The 17,568-nt window shown below is 68.3% G+C and carries 19 protein-coding genes; 1 reads left to right on the top strand and 18 read right to left on the bottom strand.

Annotation, left to right across the window (positions count from 1 at the left end; translation table 11 throughout):
* Positions 1-36 precede the first annotated feature (36 nt).
* Positions 37-690, bottom strand: coding sequence for a hypothetical protein (locus tag VV01_RS22400; protein WP_157508863.1), 654 nt, complete (start codon positions 688-690; stop codon positions 37-39).
* A 223-nt stretch (positions 691-913) separates the two neighbouring features.
* Positions 914-2,302, bottom strand: coding sequence for an AAA family ATPase (locus VV01_RS22860; RefSeq protein WP_157508862.1), 1,389 nt, complete (start codon positions 2,300-2,302; stop codon positions 914-916).
* A gap of 347 nt (positions 2,303-2,649) precedes the next feature.
* On the opposite strand from VV01_RS22860, the gene VV01_RS14730 reads away from it, so the two are divergent.
* Entirely contained in the window at positions 2,650-3,903 is a 1,254-nt protein-coding gene (locus VV01_RS14730; protein WP_197275052.1) for a tyrosine-type recombinase/integrase, read from the top strand.
* A gap of 484 nt (positions 3,904-4,387) precedes the next feature.
* Here the strand turns inward: VV01_RS14730 and VV01_RS24655 are convergent, their stop codons facing one another.
* The 16 genes from VV01_RS24655 to VV01_RS24645 form a co-directional block, all read right to left on the bottom strand.
* A complete protein-coding gene (locus tag VV01_RS24655) occupies positions 4,388-4,516 on the bottom strand; it encodes a hypothetical protein (RefSeq protein WP_269431131.1) in 129 nt (42 codons plus the stop codon).
* The gene (locus VV01_RS14720; protein WP_050670539.1) at positions 4,513-4,770 is read right to left on the bottom strand and encodes a hypothetical protein; all 258 of its coding nucleotides are present in this window, start codon (positions 4,768-4,770) and stop codon (positions 4,513-4,515) included. The genes VV01_RS24655 and VV01_RS14720 overlap by 4 nt, the downstream gene beginning before the upstream one ends.
* Positions 4,771-4,865: 95 nt before the next feature.
* Positions 4,866-5,318 (bottom strand): hypothetical protein, encoded by a 453-nt coding sequence (locus tag VV01_RS14715; protein ID WP_050670538.1) that lies wholly within the window; start codon positions 5,316-5,318, stop codon positions 4,866-4,868.
* Positions 5,315-5,455 (bottom strand): hypothetical protein, encoded by a 141-nt coding sequence (locus VV01_RS23415; protein ID WP_157508861.1) that lies wholly within the window; start codon positions 5,453-5,455, stop codon positions 5,315-5,317. Before VV01_RS23415 ends, VV01_RS14715 begins: the two co-directional genes overlap by 4 nt.
* Positions 5,452-6,198 carry a hypothetical protein gene (locus VV01_RS14710; protein ID WP_050670537.1) on the bottom strand — a complete coding sequence of 249 codons (747 nt, stop codon included), beginning with the start codon at positions 6,196-6,198 and terminating at the stop codon, positions 5,452-5,454. Before VV01_RS14710 ends, VV01_RS23415 begins: the two co-directional genes overlap by 4 nt.
* Complete coding sequence (locus tag VV01_RS14705; protein ID WP_157508860.1) at positions 6,195-8,006, bottom strand: right-handed parallel beta-helix repeat-containing protein; 1,812 nt, start codon at positions 8,004-8,006, stop codon at positions 6,195-6,197. Before VV01_RS14705 ends, VV01_RS14710 begins: the two co-directional genes overlap by 4 nt.
* A 46-nt stretch (positions 8,007-8,052) precedes the next feature.
* Entirely contained in the window at positions 8,053-9,141 is a 1,089-nt protein-coding gene (locus tag VV01_RS14700) for a hypothetical protein (protein WP_157508859.1), read from the bottom strand.
* 96 nt (positions 9,142-9,237) lie between these two features.
* Complete coding sequence (locus VV01_RS24650; RefSeq protein ID WP_269431130.1) at positions 9,238-9,366, bottom strand: hypothetical protein; 129 nt, start codon at positions 9,364-9,366, stop codon at positions 9,238-9,240.
* A gap of 1 nt (position 9,367) precedes the next feature.
* Positions 9,368-9,589 (bottom strand): hypothetical protein, encoded by a 222-nt coding sequence (locus VV01_RS14695; RefSeq protein WP_050670534.1) that lies wholly within the window; start codon positions 9,587-9,589, stop codon positions 9,368-9,370.
* Positions 9,590-9,591: 2 nt separating this feature from the next.
* The gene (locus tag VV01_RS14690) at positions 9,592-10,539 is read right to left on the bottom strand and encodes a hypothetical protein (RefSeq protein ID WP_050670533.1); all 948 of its coding nucleotides are present in this window, start codon (positions 10,537-10,539) and stop codon (positions 9,592-9,594) included.
* A gap of 71 nt (positions 10,540-10,610) precedes the next feature.
* Positions 10,611-11,051: a hypothetical protein gene (locus VV01_RS14685; protein WP_050670532.1), complete on the bottom strand. Its 441-nt coding sequence runs from the start codon at positions 11,049-11,051 to the stop codon at positions 10,611-10,613.
* A 19-nt stretch (positions 11,052-11,070) separates the two neighbouring features.
* Positions 11,071-13,572 (bottom strand): PKD domain-containing protein, encoded by a 2,502-nt coding sequence (locus VV01_RS14680; protein ID WP_050670531.1) that lies wholly within the window; start codon positions 13,570-13,572, stop codon positions 11,071-11,073.
* Complete coding sequence (locus VV01_RS14675; protein ID WP_050670530.1) at positions 13,569-14,138, bottom strand: hypothetical protein; 570 nt, start codon at positions 14,136-14,138, stop codon at positions 13,569-13,571. Before VV01_RS14675 ends, VV01_RS14680 begins: the two co-directional genes overlap by 4 nt.
* Positions 14,135-14,785 (bottom strand): hypothetical protein, encoded by a 651-nt coding sequence (locus tag VV01_RS14670; RefSeq protein ID WP_050670529.1) that lies wholly within the window; start codon positions 14,783-14,785, stop codon positions 14,135-14,137. The genes VV01_RS14675 and VV01_RS14670 overlap by 4 nt, the downstream gene beginning before the upstream one ends.
* A gap of 10 nt (positions 14,786-14,795) precedes the next feature.
* On the bottom strand, positions 14,796-15,077 hold the full coding sequence (locus VV01_RS14665) for a hypothetical protein (protein ID WP_050670528.1): 282 nt from the start codon (positions 15,075-15,077) through the stop codon (positions 14,796-14,798).
* Positions 15,077-17,530, bottom strand: coding sequence for a DUF5047 domain-containing protein (locus VV01_RS24645; protein ID WP_050670527.1), 2,454 nt, complete (start codon positions 17,528-17,530; stop codon positions 15,077-15,079). The genes VV01_RS14665 and VV01_RS24645 overlap by 1 nt, the downstream gene beginning before the upstream one ends.
* Between the last annotated feature and the right edge of the window lie 38 nt (positions 17,531-17,568).

Below are 17,568 nucleotides of genomic sequence, written 5' to 3'. Positions count from 1 at the left end.
GAGATCAGCCGCCCGTGACGCGAGGTTGCCTGGCCGTCAATCGCGCCCCTGCCCGCAAACCCAGACTTTGGTGGAGTTGCGTTCTGACCATTCTGCAACATCCGCATACAGCGCCGTCGAGCGCAGGCTCTCGCAATCGAACGCTGCTCGCAATGACCGCTCGAGCACCTTGGCTCCGACTTTCTCTTGGGTCGCCAATGCCCCTATTTTCCCGACAGCTGCAACAAAATCGTGGCCATTGCATATTGAGGACGACCCAATCTGGCAATCACGAATTTCCTTCGAGACGATGCTAGAAACGTCCTGCGGGGACATCGGGCTGTCTTTCGACTTTGCGCAGACTATCTTGTAGAATCTTTCGAGGTCCATCTTCGCGGGGCTGCCAGAGATTACCTCGTGGATGGGCACGGACGAAATGTTCAAGCCGAGTCCATCTCGTCGCGAGGCCATACGCAGCAGGCTGACTGGGCGCAGAATTTCGGCCACCGCATCGCCCATGCTGAGCATGGACGAGTTCCCGAGGACTCGTTCAAACGCGTGGTTATCGAAGTGCGCCCGGATAACACGTTGAAGCACCTTCTGGTCGTTGCTGAACGCAATCTCCGTCTCCATATCGCACCACGTCGTCATAATGATGTTGGTGCAACTTGGAGCGGTTCCGATTATCCGATGTTGGTCGCTGTCGATCACGCCGAGGACTCGGTCTATGAATAGGTCCTGTGCTCTGGAAATCGCGCCCAAGACTACATCTCTGCCATTTGTCGGTATCGTTTGGCAAAGAACCTCGTCGACGTGTGGATCGAGCGCGCTTGAGTCCTCGTCACTCTCGACGAGAACGATCGTCCGTGGATCGGCCGCGCGGAGCAGAAGGACATGGCTGATCGTGTCGTCCGCGGTTATGAGATCTCGCATCTCAGGGTCCGACTACCCCGCCATCAAGTCCAACGGCGCGTTCCCACCACTTGTGAATAATTTGTGGTGAATGTGTGGCGACTACGAAGCGGACGCTTGTCAGATCGGCTATCCGAGAGAGATCATCAAGAAATTTTTGTTGCCACGCAACGTGCAGCGATATCTCGGGTTCATCGATTAGGACCAGGGATCCTCTTGCGGCATTGAACAGGAGGTCATATACAAGCACCAGTTCGTGCTGCTCCCCGGATGAGAGCTGATCTGGGCGTAGTTTTGTTCCTCGGCGAGTGATGAATTGGAATCCGACGGCAGGGTCTATCCGAAGCTCTTTGTTGATGAAACGAGAATTAACAATCTCCATGAGGAGTTCGACCTTGCCAAGCAATTCGTCGAACGTCCTCAGCTTTTCGGACGTGTCTTCGAGGTAGTTCCAAAGAACCCGCCTTTCCCAGGGCTGGAGCTCGCGGGTAGGCAGTGGAAGGTCCTCGGCCCCGTCGAGAACTCCAATGTTTGCGAGCTTCGTGCGCTGGTTGCTTTGCTCTTCGTAGCGCCGTCGGATTGTTTCCTCGGTTACTTGGATGTCCCCTTCTTGCACTTGGAGGAGGCGTCGGGGAAATGATCTATCGAGTTTCTGTGACGTTCTGGAATTGTGCGCGAGGGCGATGCTGAGGCGTTTCGTCAAATCCTCTGCGAACGTTTCGACTCGGGGTATTAGCCCTCGGTCAATTGCATTGGAACGGTCCGATGGTTCCGCGAGAAGGAGTCGTTGGGTTTCGATGAGGTGGACGCGCATCGTCGCGAGGTAATTCCTAATTCTTTCGCCGCCGTCGCCCAGATCGCTTTGGTCTTCGCGAAGAAATCTCTTCAGGCCGGGGTATCGTGACACGAGCGCCCGCGTGTCGTACAAACGATCGTATCGGATATCGCGCCACAGCCCGCGCTCGATCCTTGTGAGAAACGGGTACTCCATGCTGATTTGCCGTGAAAACCCAGCAAGGTTCCTTGGTTCGAGGGGCGCGGGCCGCCACTCGTCGATGGTTCTGCCGCCCCTTGTCATGCGGGCTGTGATTGGAGCCAGCACTAGATCGTAATCCGACTCTAGCTCCGGAAGTGCTGCTTGGCCGCTTCGCGCGACAGATATCGTCGTGCCGTCCGAGAATGACATGTCGGCTGCCTCGAACGGGATCGACGATATCGTCGATGGGTCCGCATCAATGGTCGCTCGAATCAGTTGGAGCAATTTGGTCTTGCCGACTCCGTTTGGGCCATGGAGAATGACAAAGCTCCAGTTCTGGGGAAATTCAAATTCGTGCTCGAACTCTCCTAGAAGTCCCGTGATTCGAACGAAACGCAATTGTGCAGGGCTAATCCTATGCGAGTCCGTGTCCACCCCTGGAGTCTAGGCAACCAGGTGCGTGTTTTGGTTCGAATGGCGCACCAAGGACTACTACGACGGGTCGCTGGAGCTGTACGAGATCCGGCGCGCACAACGCGAGGCGCCTGGGGCGACGCGACGTGTTCGTCGGCGTACGGGCTGTAGCGCGTGCGCGGCCGAGGAGCTCGCGTCGTGGCGTTCAGGTCGTGCAACCGTGCCCCCGGGCTGATTCGAACAGCCGACACCCGCTTTAGGAGAGCGGGCAAGCGGTAGGTTTTGACTGTGCGCAAGCCTCTGACCTGCGTGTTTGTCTGCCAGAGTTCGACATGTCTCGCCACGGGATGACTGACACAATGACTGACGTGACTGACGACGAGAAGAAGCCGCCGCGGGACAAGGGCACCGGCTCGGTGTTCCAGCGCAAGCGCGACGGACGATGGGTCGCGCAGATCGAAGCCGGGTTCACCCGCTCAGGCGCGCGCCGCTACATCACCCAGAGCGCGAAGACCGAGACCGAGGCGAAGCGCAAGCTGCGGGCGATGCAGAACAAGGCCGCGAAGGAAGGCATCCCCGCGGCCGGCGGCGGGGGCATGACGGTGAAGAAGTGGTCGGACACGTGGCTGCCGCTGTACCAGCAGCGCGTCCGTCCTTCCCGGTTCACCGACGCCCGCGGCGTCGTACGCCGCTACATCGTGCCCACGATCGGGACCCGCAAGCTCGATCGGCTCACGCCGGCCGACGTGCGCTCCGTGCACAAGGCATGCCGGGACGCCGGGTACGAGGAAGCGACCGCGCTCCGCTCGCACGACGTGCTGATGGTGATGCTCAAGGCGGCCGAGCTGGAAGGTCACGCGGTGCCGTCGAACGTGCGCCTGACTCCGCGGCCACGCCTGCCGGAGTCGGGCCGTGACGCGATCCCGCTCGACGAGGCGATGGCGCTCCTGAAGGCGGCCGGCGACCGACCTGATGCGACACGGTGGGCAGCTGCCCTCCTGCAGGGGATGCGCCAGGCCGAGTGTCTTGGCCTCACCTGGGACTGCGTCGACCTCGACCGAGCCCTCATGGACGTGTCCTGGCAGCTGCAGCGCCTGCCGTACGACGACCGCGCTCTGGAGACGTTCCGAATCCCACGGGACTACACGGCTCGCAGGCTCGTCGGCGCCGCGCACCTGGTGCGGCCGAAGTCGCGCGAGCGGGTCGTGCCGCTGGTGGAGCCGATGGTCGAGGCGCTGCGCTGGTGGAAGGAGACCGCCCCGCCGAACCCCTACGGGCTGGTGTGGACCGAGGCCGAGGCGCGCCCGGTGCGCAAGGGCACGGACCGTGACGCCTGGTTCGCGCTGCAGGACGCCGCCCGGGTCGCGCACGTCGACGAGCACGGTGTCGGCCGCCGCTACACCCTGCACGAGGCCCGCCACACCACCGCGACCCTGCTGCTCGAGCTCGGCGTCGACTCCGAGGTGATCCGGGCAATCGTCGGGCACAGCAGCGTCACGACGACGAGGGGCTACCAGCACGTGTCCCAGGAGCTCTCGCGGCGCGCGCTGGAAGGGCTCGCCACGACGCTGCAGTTCGGGGCGCAGCGTCGTACGCTGCTGCCACAGCCTGAGGGGGACTGATGAAGACCACGCTCGCGACCGCCGCCGCGGTCCTCACGCTCGCGCTCGCGGGCTGCTCAACCGAGAGCCACGCCGAATCGGCCGAGACGCGCCTACCCGACGTCGTCATGACCGCACCCGACGACGCACCACAGACGCAGGTCGTGGCATACGACGAGACGGCCACGGGCGCAGCCGGGCAGACGGTGCGAGTGCGGGAGCCCGCCTTCATCGACTCCGACCCCGCGGCGGGTCATGTGCGGGTGCAGGTCGTGCTCGGGAACACGACCGGCGACCCGTACGGCGCACGGGACGTGTCATTCGCAGCGACATGCCACGGGAAGACCGCAGCCGAGTACGTCGCCCCGGACGATGCCGGCGTGCCGGTCCGGTACGTCATGCCGTCGAAGCGGGTCCGGTTCCGGCTGTCGTTCCAGTGCGACGACCCGGCCGCGCTCGCGGTCACGGCATCGACGGCCGCGGGGCCGGTCGCGACGTTCGCCCCTCAGCCCTCGTCGTCGTCGGGTGCGGTCGCGTCGCCGCGGTCCTGCTGCGGCAACGACGCCCGCAGCTGGGCGGCGTAGAACGCGTCGTCGCGGTGCGCGTGCATCTGGTCGACGCTCTGCTCGCTCATGAGTCGAGGGTACGGGGGCGTACGTCGTCCTCGTGGAGCCACGCGCCGGCCTCGCCCCACTCGGTCTGCCAGCGCACGTGCACGGACTGCTCGAAGTGGCGTACGGCGTGCCCGTGGACCTGCATCTCGCCGGACTCGGCAAACACGACGCGGGCGGTGACGTCGGGGCGTTTCGGGTCGTAGCCGATCGCGGAGTAGTTCGGGTGGTCGGGCGGCCAGGTGTTGGTGACGTGCTCGACGGGGTACTCGTCCATGCGCTCATCGTCGCGCGGGGGTACGACAAAGAGCCCCCTCGATCCCGAAGGACCGAGGGGGCTTCATATTGCAGGGGTTTTGACCTGCCCTGACTTCAGGGCACCGACACGGCGGCGACGATCTCGGTCACGCTCCCAGTGATCCCGCCGAGCAGCAGCGCGAACCGCTCCTCCGCGTCGTCGCAGTCATCGCCGAGGTCGACCCGGTCAGCGACGTCGAGCCGCCACAGAGTCAGCGCGGCATGGGTGGACTCGTGCGCGATGATCTCCGGCGTCACCCGGTCGAGCGCGAGCCTCATCGTCCCGGCGAACCCGCCCGTGACGTCGACCCACTCGCCGGCGACGTGCCGCTCGCGGCGTACGGCGGGGTGCCAGCAGCCGAGGACGTCGTCCCACGGTTTGCTGGTCTCGTCACGGCGGCGGGTGTAGCGGTCGGCGTGCGCTTGCAGGTCAGTGGCGGTGTCGTGCAGCGCGAGTCGGAGGTATCGGGACGGTGCGTCCGCGCGCTCGCGGTCGACGTAGATCCTGCTGACGTACGCGACTCTCACGGCACTGTGACGCGGGCGAGCTCGGCGAGCGCGTGGCGGCCCCACGCTGCGAGCGCGAGGCCGGTGAAGCCGACCGCTGCGACGATCCACGGCCGCGACGAGACACGCTCACCCGTCCGCCACGCGCGGGCGCTCACAGCGGAGTCACCAGGACGGGTGTGAGTGTCCCGCCCGAGTCGAGGCGGAAGATCGGCGTCGTCGGAGCCGCAGGCGGCACGTACGGGCCGATGAAGTCCGCCGCCGCGTCATCCGACGCGAGCGCGTCCAGGTAGAACGAGTACGACGACGACCCACCGTAGGAGCCGGCGCAGCCGAAGCGGACCGCACCGAACGAGCCCGTCCCGACCGCAGCACCCGTCACCGAGTACGACCCACCCGTGACCGGCGTCGTGGACGACCCCTCGTAGTACGCGCACTTCACCGCGCCGGCCTTCGTCACGTACAGCTCGACCCGGACCCACGTCGCCAGCGGCAGTGCGGTTGTGGCCGCCCACGACCCGAACGCGCCCTTCAGGTCGACCTGGATCTTCCGGTCGGCGTTGATCTGGACGTTCACGTCGCGTGCGCCGCTGGTGTCTTCGGTGCGGATGAGGATGATCGACGACGCGGGCGCGGCTGGCAGGTAGACGTAGGCGCGGGCCGCGAGCGTCGCCGCGGTCAGGCTCGACCATCCGACGGCGGCGTATTTGCTCGCGCCGATGTCGAGGCGGGCCGACTTCGTCCCGGACACCTTCTGCGCGGTGTCGTACTGGATCGCGGCCGGGATGCCGTTGACGTCGAAGTAGGTGAACGCGTCACCGTTGCCCGCGCCGCCACTGTTGGCCTGCGTGACGTTCGCACCTGGGGTGCCGGCGTCGAAGTGGTTCTGCCTGATGGTCACCAGAAGGCTCCGATTCGTTTGGCGCCGGCAGGCTGCCCGATGAGGGCGGCGATGTCGGCGGGCAGCGGTTGAGCGGTGGAGTGGTCCACACCGACCGCCTGATGGTTCGCATCCAGTGGGTCCGTCGCGGACACCACGGACGAGCCCTCACTGCTGGTCGCGGACTGCATCGCGGCCAGGGCGGTGAACGTTCGGATGCCCGAGGAGTAGGTGCCCACGTCCGGGGTGATCCACGCGTACTGCGGCGCGGTCGTCCAGTGGTAGACGTTCGACGCGATTACCGGGTGGTACGCCGCCCACAGCCTGCCGCCGCCAGTGTTGCGTTCGAGGTCGTCGATCGCGAGGACGGACTGCACGTTCTGGCCGTTGCCGGCGACGATGTTGTTGCAGCACGCGAGGTCGTTGATCTGCCACACGTTCTGCGGCTGGTCCCAGAACCCCGTGTCGGGCTGGCGGGTGTCCTTGGCGTACCCGGTGTTGCCGGGTCGGCGGTTGTCCTGCCGGAACAGGATCGCGCGCCGCTGCCCGGACGGCGGCAACGTGGCCCCGCCGAGGGTGCGGCAGGTGTTGTTGTAGACCCGCGCCCGGTCGGTGTTGTGGACGTTGATGTGGGAGCGGCCCGTCCCGACGAACCGGTTGTTCGCGATGATGCCCGACCCCGACAGCTCCTGCTGCACGGCGTCGCGGGTGTTGTTCTCGAACAGGGACGACACGACGTGGAAGGCGTACACCGACTGGTCGGTCCACGCCCCGTGCAGGCCGTTGCGGAAGACGGACCGTTTGATGATGCCGCCCTGCGCCTTGCAGACCTTGACCCCGCCGGAGCCGGGCGCGTTGTAGTTGAACCCGCCCGAGCACGTCGCGTCGAACAGGCACCGGTCGAACGTGAGCCGGTCCGACTTGTTCGTGTTCACACCGATGGACCCGGTGCGCTGCACGGTGACCTTCGTCAACGTGGTGTCGGCGCTGGAGTCGATGTTGATCCCGAACGCGCCGACGTCCTGCACGACGACGTTCTCGAGGGTGAGGCGTTGCCCGTCGGCGTACAGCGCCCCGTGCGTCGCCATCGCCGAGGCGTACCGGCGCACCCCGACACCGCGGAGAGTGACCCGGTCCCCCTTGACCGTCGCGAGCTTCGCCTTCGCGGCATAGCGGACGGTCTTGCCGGTCGGGTCGTCGCCGAGCCACAGGCGGGTCCCGGCGAACCACTTCGCAGTGGTCGTCGCACCGTCGACCCAGAACTTCCCGGGCGCGAGCTTGTCCTTGTCGGTGACCTGCTCGTAGGCGACGCCCGCGACCCAGACCGCGTCGGGCCAGCACGCCTGCGGGTAGGCGGGGTCGACCCAGTTCCATCCGGCGTCGGTGGAGTCGTTCGCACCGGACGACATGGTCGGGGAGCGGTCGAACACCCGGTCGTAGGCCGTCGACCAGAACCCGTCTGCGGCGACCCACCCGGTCGCGACCTGGGAGCCGTCGAACCACACGGCCTCGCCGGGGTACGCCTGGATCGTCAGGTCGGACCGGTCGACGTAGATGCCGGCCGGGTAGGTCTGTGACTGGGTGTCGGCGCCCTCGAAGTAGGTGCCGGCGCGTACGACGACGGTCCCGTCGTCGCCGGCGAGCGCGACAGCCCTGGTCAGCGTCGCGACCGGCGCGGCAGCGGTGCCGGCGTTGGAGTCGGAGCCGGTCGTAGCGAGGTAGACCGCGCCCGAGGGTGCGGCGTACGTCGCCGCCCCGACCGTGACCGACCCGGCGTCGGCGACCGGTGAGGCCGCCGCCGAGCCGGGAATGATGCTCCCGTCGAGCATTGACCGCCAACCGTCGGCGGTCGCCGAGTAGACCCGGTATGCCACGTCAGGCCTGCGGCTTGAACAGGTAGTCCGACCCGGACACGTAGTCGGTCGGGTTCGGGTCCGTCGCTGTCGCGGCGAGGTAGTTGCAGGTGATGTCGGTGCGGGTCGTACCCCGTGCCTGCCAGGCGCCGGACACGTAGCGGCGGGTGATCGTCGCTCCGGCCGGGAGGTCGTCCACGGTGGCCGCTGCGAGGGTGATCGTCGGGTCGCCGGATGCCCCGTTGCCGTTGGTGACGGTCAGGCGGGACGTGCCCGACTTGATGGTGCGCGTGAACGCCGTCGTGCCGGATGCTCCGAGCACGGTCAGGCCACCGCCCGTGGTCCCGGCCAGCGCGGTGAGCCGGTCGGCCTTCGTCTGCTTCCCGTCGAGCCCAGACGTGAGGGAGGTCGTCGTCGCGTACGACGACAGGGCGCCCGGCTGAACGGCGGTGTCGGCCTTCGCACCCTGCGCGGATGTGGCGTACGACCCGGCAGGCTGGGCGCCGATGTCGTCGGGCGAGTCGGGGATGGCCGGCTTGTCCGGCAGGCCGGCCCACGTCGCGGACCCGCCGCCGCCCGTGACCGGGACGCCGTCGCCGTTGAGGACGTTCCCGTCAGCGTCGAGCGCGGCCACACCATTCGGGGAGCCCTTCGGCCCGTACGAGTCGAGGCGGGCGTTCACCGTCGCGAGCGCATCCGGCGCCAGCAGCGGACCAGGCGGCGCAGCGAGCGTCAGGTCCAACGGAGTGTCATCCGTGTGGGCTTCGGTCACGAGGATCTTGTGAGACCGGATCGAGATGCCCGGGAACGAGTACTGGACGTCGTACTCACCCACCACCAGCCACTGACCGATCGCGTCCTGGCTGTCCTTCAGCTGGCCCTGCGCGTTGATCCGCGACGTGACCTTGAACGGAAGCACCGTCGCCGGGCTCGGCTCGAGGACACGGATCTCCCTCGTCGGGGTGAACGTGATCGTCGCGCCCTCCAACGCCTTCGCGTCCGGGAGACGATCAGCGTCCGGGCCGTCGGACTGCGCACCGAGCAGCGTGAACGTCACCTTCCCCGAGTGCACAGCCTCGGGCATCGGGACATCGGGCAGTGGTGTGGTCATGCGGGGTTACCTCCGAAGCAAGACGGTGCGGGTATGGGGGAGGCCCCGCCTACGCGGAGGAGCGCGCAGACGGGGCCAGTCAGGGGGAGTGGGGTGTCAGCCGCCCCAGGCGTTGCAGGCGGGGAGGCTGCCCTCGTCGGGGCCGTCGGTCTCGGCGACGAGCGCACGGAACACGACCTTGCCGTACCCGAGTGAGGTCGGCAGGTCGACCGTGGGTGTGCTCATGTCAGATCGGGTCCTCTCCACGGACCGGGCGGGTGTTCGGGGTGCCGAACACGGCGCCGCCGGTCAGGACCATCGCGGCGCCGATCCCGACCCACTCAGGTCCGGTGACACCCGTCCCGCCGGGCGAGGAGTCCTGCACGGCGGCGACGAGCGCGACGACACCGGGCGCGATGAACGCGACGACGGCCTTGGCATACGGGCGGACCTTGTCGAGAGCAGGCATGGTCAGAATCCCTTCTTGTTCAGCAGCTCGGCGGCACCGACGAAGTGGCCGTTGTCCTGCAGGTACTTGGTCAGGTAGTACGCCGTGACGTGATCCCAGACCCCGGTCACGGGGATGTCGCCGAGGCGGTTGGTGCGGGCCTTGAGCCAGGGCTCGTTGAGGAACGTCTGCAGCGCGCGGATGAACGTCGACGGGGTCGACGCGACACCGTCCTCGACCGTGCCGACGCTGCGCTGCGCGGCGGTCTTCGTGAGCTTGCCGATGTCGCCGTCGACGTCGAGGTTCGCGCCGTGGGAGACGTTGAGGACCTGCTGCCAGCGGCGGCGGGTCCACTCGTGGAGCCCGGCGTTGAGGTCCTGGTCGGCGGGCGCGGGCACGAGGGCGTCACCGAACGCGAGGAGCGCCTGGTACATCGTGTTGCGGGCGGTCCACCCGTTCGGCTTGAGGGTGCTGTCGGGGTTGCCGCGGTTGACGCCGTTGGAGACGCCCTCGAAGTCGCCGCGGCGGGCGTACGTCCAGAGCCCGTTCGCCTCGAAGTACCAGACGGCGGTGAGCCAGAACCAGCGCTTGTCGCCGAGCGCGCCGGGGTTCTTCACGAACACGTCGGCGTCGGTGACGAGGCCCTTGGTCTTGCACCAGGCGCCGAACTTGCCGTAGTTGTATCGCCACGTGCACTGCACGGCACCGCGACCGATGAACGGGTAGTAGTCGTTCTGCCGGTCGCGGATCGCGGTACCCGGCCGGCCGAGGTACTCCGTCGTCGTGCGGAGCCAGCCGGATTCCATGATGCACGTCGCGAGGAACGCGGCGGCCTCCTGCGGGGTCGTGACCTTCGCCTGACGGAGCGCGTCGTCTGCGCCGGCCGCGAGGTTGTCGAGCGTGTCGAGCTGTCGCCCGCGGGCGCCGACGGCGTCGAGGGCCTTCCCGAGCATGGAACCGTTGAGGGGCATGGTGATTCGGTCCTTTCGTGGGCATGCGAAACGCCCCGGACCGGCCGGTCCGGGGGTTGTGGAGCGGTGCTTCAGCGGGTGGTGTCGTCTGGGTTGTCGTCGACGGGCATCGGGGGCGGCTCGGTGAGGAGACGCACCTCCGACCAGCGGGCGATGAGGTCCGCCCACGCCGTGCGGAACCGCTGCAGCTGTCTGGACATGGAGTCAAGGCGGCGGTCCTGGTTTCGGGAGTGACCGCGTTCCTTGTTGAGGTCCGCCTCGAGTTTCTCGATGCGTCTGTCCTGCTCGCCGATCCGCTCCTCGAGCGGCTTCACGAGGGCGGCGGCTGCGCGGGTGAGAACGGCGGTTGCGTCCGCGTCGGTCTTGCGGGCCGACGCGGCGGCCTGGTCGCGGGCTTCGACGGCCTGCCCGCGTGCGGTTCGGGCGTCGCCGCGTGCCTTCCAGGCGACGCCGACGAGTCCGACGATTGCGGTGGTGAGTACGCCGAGGTAGGTCCACGCTTCGGGGCTCATGGGTGGTGGGCTCCTGGTGTTAGTAGCGGCGTGCTGAGCGCCATGCGCGGGCGTACAGCCCGGTGCCGTCGATGGTTGAGTTGCCGCCGGTGTCGGACATGGTCGGCCCGTTCGGTGTCTTCCTCGAGGAGATGAAGCGGGGGTGACCGTTGACGTCGAGGCCGAGGTAGATCCCGACGTGGTCGACCTGCCCCTCTTCCTCCTCCGGGTCCGAGGTGGCGTCGAACCCGATGATGTCGCCGACCTGCAGGGTGGCGATGAGAGCCGGGTCGGGTGCGACGGCGCCGGTGTGGGCGATGATCTGCACGCCGGGCGCGGTGGACCCGACCTGGTCCTTGGAGATGCGGGGGATCGCGGTGCCGCCGCCGTTGCCGTTGGTGACCTTGAGGCCGGCGCCGGCGGGCCCGTAGACCATGCGGACGAACCCGGAGCAGTCGAGTGACCTGACTGCGGCCTGGTCGGCCTCCGGGGCGTCCTTCGTCCCGGCGTAGTCCCAGGTGAGGTTCATGTAGTCGTTGAGGTCGCCGCCCTCCTGGCGGCCACCGGTCCCGTCGGTGGAGTACGGGCCGTACGACGCGGGGCCACGGACCTGCACCACACCGCGGGTGGCGACAGCGGCTGCCGGGGTGAACGCGGCGGCGATGTCGAGGACGTCCTCAGACGTGTCGACCAGTGCCTGGGCAAGCCAAGACTGCAGGTCCGCTGTGACGATACCGCCGAACGGTGACGGGAGCACCCGGACGCGCCACGGTGTGACGACCTGCGCCGGGTCAACGACCTGCCCCGTGCACGCGTAGTTCGCGAACCGCACCACCGGCGAGCTGATCCCCGACGAGGACGCGATGACCCCGGCCCGACCCGACGACCATGTCGGGTCGTCGACGGCGACGTCCCACGCGTACGGCACCTCCGGCACGTCCGTGGCGGTCACGCACGCCCGGACCTGCCCGTCGGAGTGCTGCACCCACAGTCGCAATGGCTGCCCGTCCGGGGCCGGCATGGCACCCGACGGGTAGGTGTGCGACCCGAGCAGCGTCGCCGTGGACTCCTGGAAGCGGTGGACCTCCAGCACGGTGCCGACGTTGTCGTTGCCGTCGATGACGGCGGTGAACGCCCGGTACCGCACCCGGACGGGGAGCGTGTTCGTCGTCGACCCGAGCGCGTAGGACCGCAAGCCCACGGCGCCGGTGCCGGTGATCGCGGTGTCGGTGGCCTGCACGGTCCACTCGCCAGGCTCCTGCGCGCCGTCGGCCCACACCCGCAGGTACAGGTCGGCGCCGACCTGCTTCGCGCGGACGTTCACGAACGTGTCCGCGGCGTACGTCAGGCCCGTGTCCGTGGTGGTCACCAGGTCGGTGACGGTGCCGGCGACGACCGACTGCAGGATCGCGTAGACCTTGCCGTCCTCACCGAACCGGACCCGGGCGAGATAGTGGTTGCTGGAGTCCTTGTAGCGGAGCATCACCGCGCCGGTGATCCCGCCGCCGGCCGCGACGACAGAGCACTGCACACCAACCGTCACGTCAACGTCGGACGCACCGACCTGCACGTACGACCTGCGCGAGGAGTTCACCGTGGTCAGCGCGTGCACCGCCCGCGGGTCACCCGCGCCGGCAGTGGCGTAGTCGCCCGCGTCGCCACCGGCGAACAGCCACGGGTGCCCGGTCGTCGCTGTGCCCCACCCGGACGGAACGGTCCGGTCGAAGTCGTCGACGACCTTCGGCGCCCGGTTCAGCAGCCGCACCCGGTAGTGGTTGCTGGTGTCCTGGTACCCGACGACCACGCCGGCGCACAGCGACCCCACGGTCACGACCGGCCGAGTGATGTCGACACCGACCAGCGCACCCGCGAGCTGGTAGTTCCCCAGCACCGCACGCCGCGAGCTGGAGTCCGTCGACAGGGTGATCGTCGCGGACCCGTTCGTCGCCGAGAAGTCGGCCAGGGTGCCGCCGGTGCAAGACCACTTCCCGCCCCGCTCGGCCACACCCCACCCGGTGCCGGTGCGCGTGCGGGGGAACGTGTCCGTCAGGGGCACGTCGGACTGCGCGAACGTGCGCTCCCCGAGCTGGGGGCCGCGCACGAGCACGGTGCGGGCGCCGTCGGTCATGACCGCCTCCGACCCGTCGGAGGCGGTCACGATGGACCGGGCCGGGTTGGCGGCGCGCTCGACGGCGTACGGCGACGTCAACGACCTGAGGCGCCGTACGCCGCGCCACGCGCCGCCGTAGTGCTTCAGCACCTTCGCCCGGCCCACCGCCACGTCGACGGTGTCGGCCGCCGAGGCGGTGCCGTTCTGGTCGGTCACGACCAGCTGGAACCGCAGCGTCTCGCCGAGCCCGCCCGGCGCGACGAACGAGCACCGCGGCCCGTCCTTGGTCAGCGACACCGTGGTGCCGGCGGTCTGCGTCCACGCGTAGTCGCGGACCAGCCCGTCCGTCGAGGCCGATGCGGACCCGTCGAGGGTCACCCGGTCGAACGCGGCAGCCGACGTGTCGGCGCCGGCGTTGGCGGTGATCGTCACCCGAGCACCTCCACGATGTCGAAGTTGTCGATGAAGTACGCGCCACCGATCGGCGGCAGTGGCGTGGATGCGTCCTTCGGCACCCACGTGACGGGCTGCCCGTCACCGGGCTGGATCGACGCCCGCGTCGGCCACGTGTTCGTCGCGGCGTTGAAGAACAGCAGCGCGTACCCCATCGCCCACCGGTCGTTCGACCCGCCGGGGATCTCGGGCAGGTCCGACATCCGCACCTGCGCGCCGTGCGCCTGCGTGATGGAGTACCGCCAGGTGCGGGTCACGTCGTGGTACCCGGGCGTCGGCGCGTTGCGGCGGAACGTGGCCGTGACGACCGTGACGAACCCGCGCGACCGGGCAGGCAGCTCGGGCAGGTCGTTCGGGGTGACCGTTACGAGCGGGGACGGGTTCGCCTCCGTCACCGCGACCGGGACACCGACACCGGCCGGGGCCTTACCGGTCCCGATCAGCGACACGTCCCGGTCGTAGGAGACGGTCACCTGCGCGGACCACCCGGACGCCGCCAACGGCACACCCGTCGGCGCGACGAGGTCGAGGACGAGGTTCGTCATGCCCGACCCACCCGGAATCGACCGCCCAGGCGCCACCAGGCGCCCGTCGTCAACGCGGACCGCTGCGCCGCGAGCGGGAACCGCTGCCCGTCACGGCGGGTGACGACGACATGCTTCGTGCCGATCAGCTGCGCGTCCATCTCGATGACCGACTCATCGGCCGCCATCTGACAGCGCGCGTACAGCTGGTAGGACTTCCAGTCGACCGTCTCCAGGGGCAGCTGCCACACGTAGTAGTCGTCGCCCTTGTTGTCGACGCTCTTCCAGTCGTGCTGGATCTCGAAGAAGCAGTGGCTGCGGATCCGCTGGTACCACCCGGTCAGCCCACCGCCGGGCGCGTACGCCGCGCTGAGGTCCTTCCCGGCGTACCAGTACGGCGTGAACGCCTTCAGCCCGATGTCCGTGACGACCCACCCGGTCTGATTCCACTCGTAGAGGATCTGCGCCGGCTCGTGCACGACCGCCCGGTAGTCGTCCTCACCCAGCTGGTTACGGGGGAACCGCTGCTCGAGCTGGGCGAACGACTGGACCGGTGTGGCGGTGCGTCGGGCGAGGCCGGCGTCGAGGCTGCGGGACCAGTCGTCGATGACGTCGCCGTAGTCTGTGCCCTGCAGGATCGGCAGGCCAGTGGTGGGAGAGGTCAGCATGGTCTGCCTTTCAGTCGGTCGGGGCCGGGGGCTCCGGCTCCTCGGTCGCGGGCGGCTCGGTGGGTGTGGTGATCGCCTTCGTGACGATCGAGTCGACGCGGTACGTCTGCCCGATGCGCGTCAGGGACACCACGTCCCCGAGCGCGAGCGTCAGCCCGGCGGAGACCGTGACCGGGATCGCTGACTCCAGCCAGACGACGATCACCCGGCCAGTCCCGCCTGGCTGCGGCACCCACGCGACCTCGGCGGTGTTCGCCTGCGGTGGCGGGGCCGCGAACAGCGGCTGTGGCATCACGCACCCCCGGTCAGGCTCGTCAGGGCGGAGATGTCGAACGACCGTGCCTGAGCGTCGATGACGCCCTGGTTGCCCAACGGCACCGTGAAGGACCCGAGGACGAGGTCGTACGCGTCGGTGTCGGTGATGACCGTGATCGGGTCGTCGGCCTCGAGCAGCGGGTTACGCAGGCCGGTGAAAGCGACGTCGAGGCGGTTCCCGACGGACCGGTCACACAGGGCCTTCGCTGCCGCCTCGCACTGCTCCCGTGACGTCAACAGGCTCGTGCGCATCGTGTTTCGGTTCACCCCGAACGGGCCGTCGACGCGGGTCGCGGACGCCGGGTTGGTGTCCTCGTACACGCCCTGCACCGCGGCCTGGTCGGCGCGCTCGGTCACGACCCGCCACGCGTTGTAGACCTTCGACCAGTCGACCTTCGTGTCGACGTCGATCAGGGTCTCCTTGTGCGCGAACTCCCACAGCGCCGGCGCGCCCGGTGTCGTGATCGGGCGGATGACGTAGACGTGCGGCACGGGGGAGGCGTAGACGCGGGCGCCGATCGCCGCCGCCAACGCGGTGACGGCGTTGATCCGCGACGTGAGGTCATCAGCCCACACGACCTCGGGGATCGTCTCGTCGTTGCCGGTGAGGTCCACGATCTGCGCCTGCGGGTCGCACTCCTCGATTAAGTACGCGATCGCATCGACGTACGTGCACGCCGGGTTGGACACCACCGGTCGGGTGAACCCGTTCTGCGCGACCATCACCATCAGGTCCGGCGACTCCACCCGGATGCGGCCCTCCGGCCACGACGCCGAAGGGGTCATGCACCGGCCCGTGTGGACCGGCACGAGCTCGGACGCACCGTTGCCGTGCCGGACACCGGTCGTGACCCGCAGCTCGACGCCGGGCTGCATCAGGACGCGGGCGAGGTCTCGCCCGTCGGAGTCGTAGTCGGCCTGGAACGTCAACGATGCGGTGCGCCGCACGTTGGAGTCGAGGTCGACCCGAACGGACGACTCGTCCTGCAGCAGCGGCAGGTTGGGCCACACCGGCTGGTCACCGAGCCACGCATCGACGCGGGAAGCGACCTCGTGGGACTCGACGTGCGCGGCTAAGAACGCCGGTGACACCGTCAGGTCCGCGACGGGCATCGTGCGGACGAGGTCCCCGAACGGCCGGTCGATCAGGTTCAGGATCGGCGGGTCCGGCCACGACGGCTCGGGAGGCTCCGGGTCGGGGTTCTCCGGTGTCGGGTCGGGCGGCGTCGGGTTCGGCTGCTCCGGGTCGACTGGGTCGTCCGGTGTGGGTGTCGGGTTCTCCGGGGTCGGCGCCGGCGTCGGGGGAGTCCAGAACGTGCCGCGGAAGATGATCGTGGAGTACGTCCGGTCGTCGCGGGTCTTCTTCGCGACGGTGCCACCATTCGACATCGACTCGCTGATGCCCGGCGTGCTGGTGTTGCCCTCGATCGTGCGCAGGTTGTGACCTGTCGTCTGCGAAAACTCAACGATGCCAACGTGATACGGCGTCCCGTTCGACCGCAGGTAGAAGATCACGTCGCCCGGCTTCGCCGCCGCGTACGACACCTGATCCCACAGGTCGTCCTTCTTCATCCACGCCACAAGCGCCGGGGTGTACGCCGGGCTGCTGCAGTACTTCGCCCAGTCGTACCCGGTGCCCTTGCGGATCGCGAGACGAACGAAGTCCGCGCACCAGTACTCCGGCTGCCGGCCGAGCTCGGCCAGGCCCGGCCAGGCGGTGCCGTAGTACTTGCCCTTGTACTTCGTCCACAGCGCGTTCGCTGAGGCGACGATCTGCCCGGGGGTGCCGAGGATCGTCCCGGACGGCTGCGTTGTCGGCGACGTCACGGGAGGCTTCGGCGCCGACGCGGCCGTCGGGACGATGCTCGACCCGAGCGCCTTGAACGCGTTGAACATGCGCGTGCGCTCGGTCATGCCGTACGGGGTGCCCGTCGACAACGGTGTGCCACGGTTCACCGCACGCGACACCAGCAGAATCGAGCCGGTGTCGGCGACCTGCATCAGGTTCTTGTACGTGCCCCACGTGGTGCGGGGGATCGTCCAGTACCAGACGCCACCGAGCCACGCCCACCGCATGTCGCCGAGCGCGGACGGGTTGTTCACGAACACGTTGCCGTCAGTGACCAGGCCCTTGCTCTTGGCCCACGACCCGAACGCCCGGTAATTCGACTGCCACGTCACCTGCTCGAACGTGCGCCCGATGTACGGGGCGTACCGCTGCCCGGTGCCGTACTCCCTCGTCGTGCGGAAGTACGCCGACTCCTGCGCCATCGTCGCGAGGAACGCCGCCGCCTGATTCAGCGTCCGGACGCCCATCATCTTCATGGCCTCGTTCGCGCCGGCCGCGAGCCGGTCGAACGTGACGACCTGACCACCGACCGCACCCACCGACGCTAGCGCGGTCTTGATGTGCGCACCAGTCAGAGCCACGCCGGGTCCTCCCGATCCTGTTGTGCCCGTGGGCTGTT

This window comes from Luteipulveratus halotolerans (assembly GCF_001247745.1).
GTDB classification, from domain to species: Bacteria; Actinomycetota; Actinomycetes; order Actinomycetales; family Dermatophilaceae; genus Luteipulveratus; species Luteipulveratus halotolerans.
This window is presented reverse-complemented; position numbering and strand designations above follow the sequence as displayed.

Bases quoted from the DNA above. Each gene is read 5' to 3' on its own strand.
- VV01_RS24655 (WP_269431131.1), bottom strand. From the start codon at position 4,516: ATGAGCGAGCAGAGCGTCGACCAGATGCACGCGCACCGCGACGACGCG.
- VV01_RS14720 (WP_050670539.1), bottom strand. From the start codon at position 4,770: ATGGACGAGTACCCCGTCGAGCACGTCACCAACACCTGGCCGCCCGAC.
- VV01_RS14705 (WP_157508860.1), bottom strand. From the start codon at position 8,006: ATGCTCGACGGGAGCATCATTCCCGGCTCGGCGGCGGCCTCACCGGTC.
- VV01_RS14700 (WP_157508859.1), bottom strand. From the start codon at position 9,141: ATGACCACACCACTGCCCGATGTCCCGATGCCCGAGGCTGTGCACTCG.
- VV01_RS24650 (WP_269431130.1), bottom strand. From the start codon at position 9,366: ATGAGCACACCCACGGTCGACCTGCCGACCTCACTCGGGTACGGCAAG.
- VV01_RS14695 (WP_050670534.1), bottom strand. From the start codon at position 9,589: ATGCCTGCTCTCGACAAGGTCCGCCCGTATGCCAAGGCCGTCGTCGCG.
- VV01_RS14690 (WP_050670533.1), bottom strand. From the start codon at position 10,539: ATGCCCCTCAACGGTTCCATGCTCGGGAAGGCCCTCGACGCCGTCGGC.
- VV01_RS14685 (WP_050670532.1), bottom strand. From the start codon at position 11,051: ATGAGCCCCGAAGCGTGGACCTACCTCGGCGTACTCACCACCGCAATC.
- VV01_RS14675 (WP_050670530.1), bottom strand. From the start codon at position 14,138: ATGACGAACCTCGTCCTCGACCTCGTCGCGCCGACGGGTGTGCCGTTG.
- VV01_RS14670 (WP_050670529.1), bottom strand. From the start codon at position 14,785: ATGCTGACCTCTCCCACCACTGGCCTGCCGATCCTGCAGGGCACAGAC.
- VV01_RS14665 (WP_050670528.1), bottom strand. From the start codon at position 15,077: ATGCCACAGCCGCTGTTCGCGGCCCCGCCACCGCAGGCGAACACCGCC.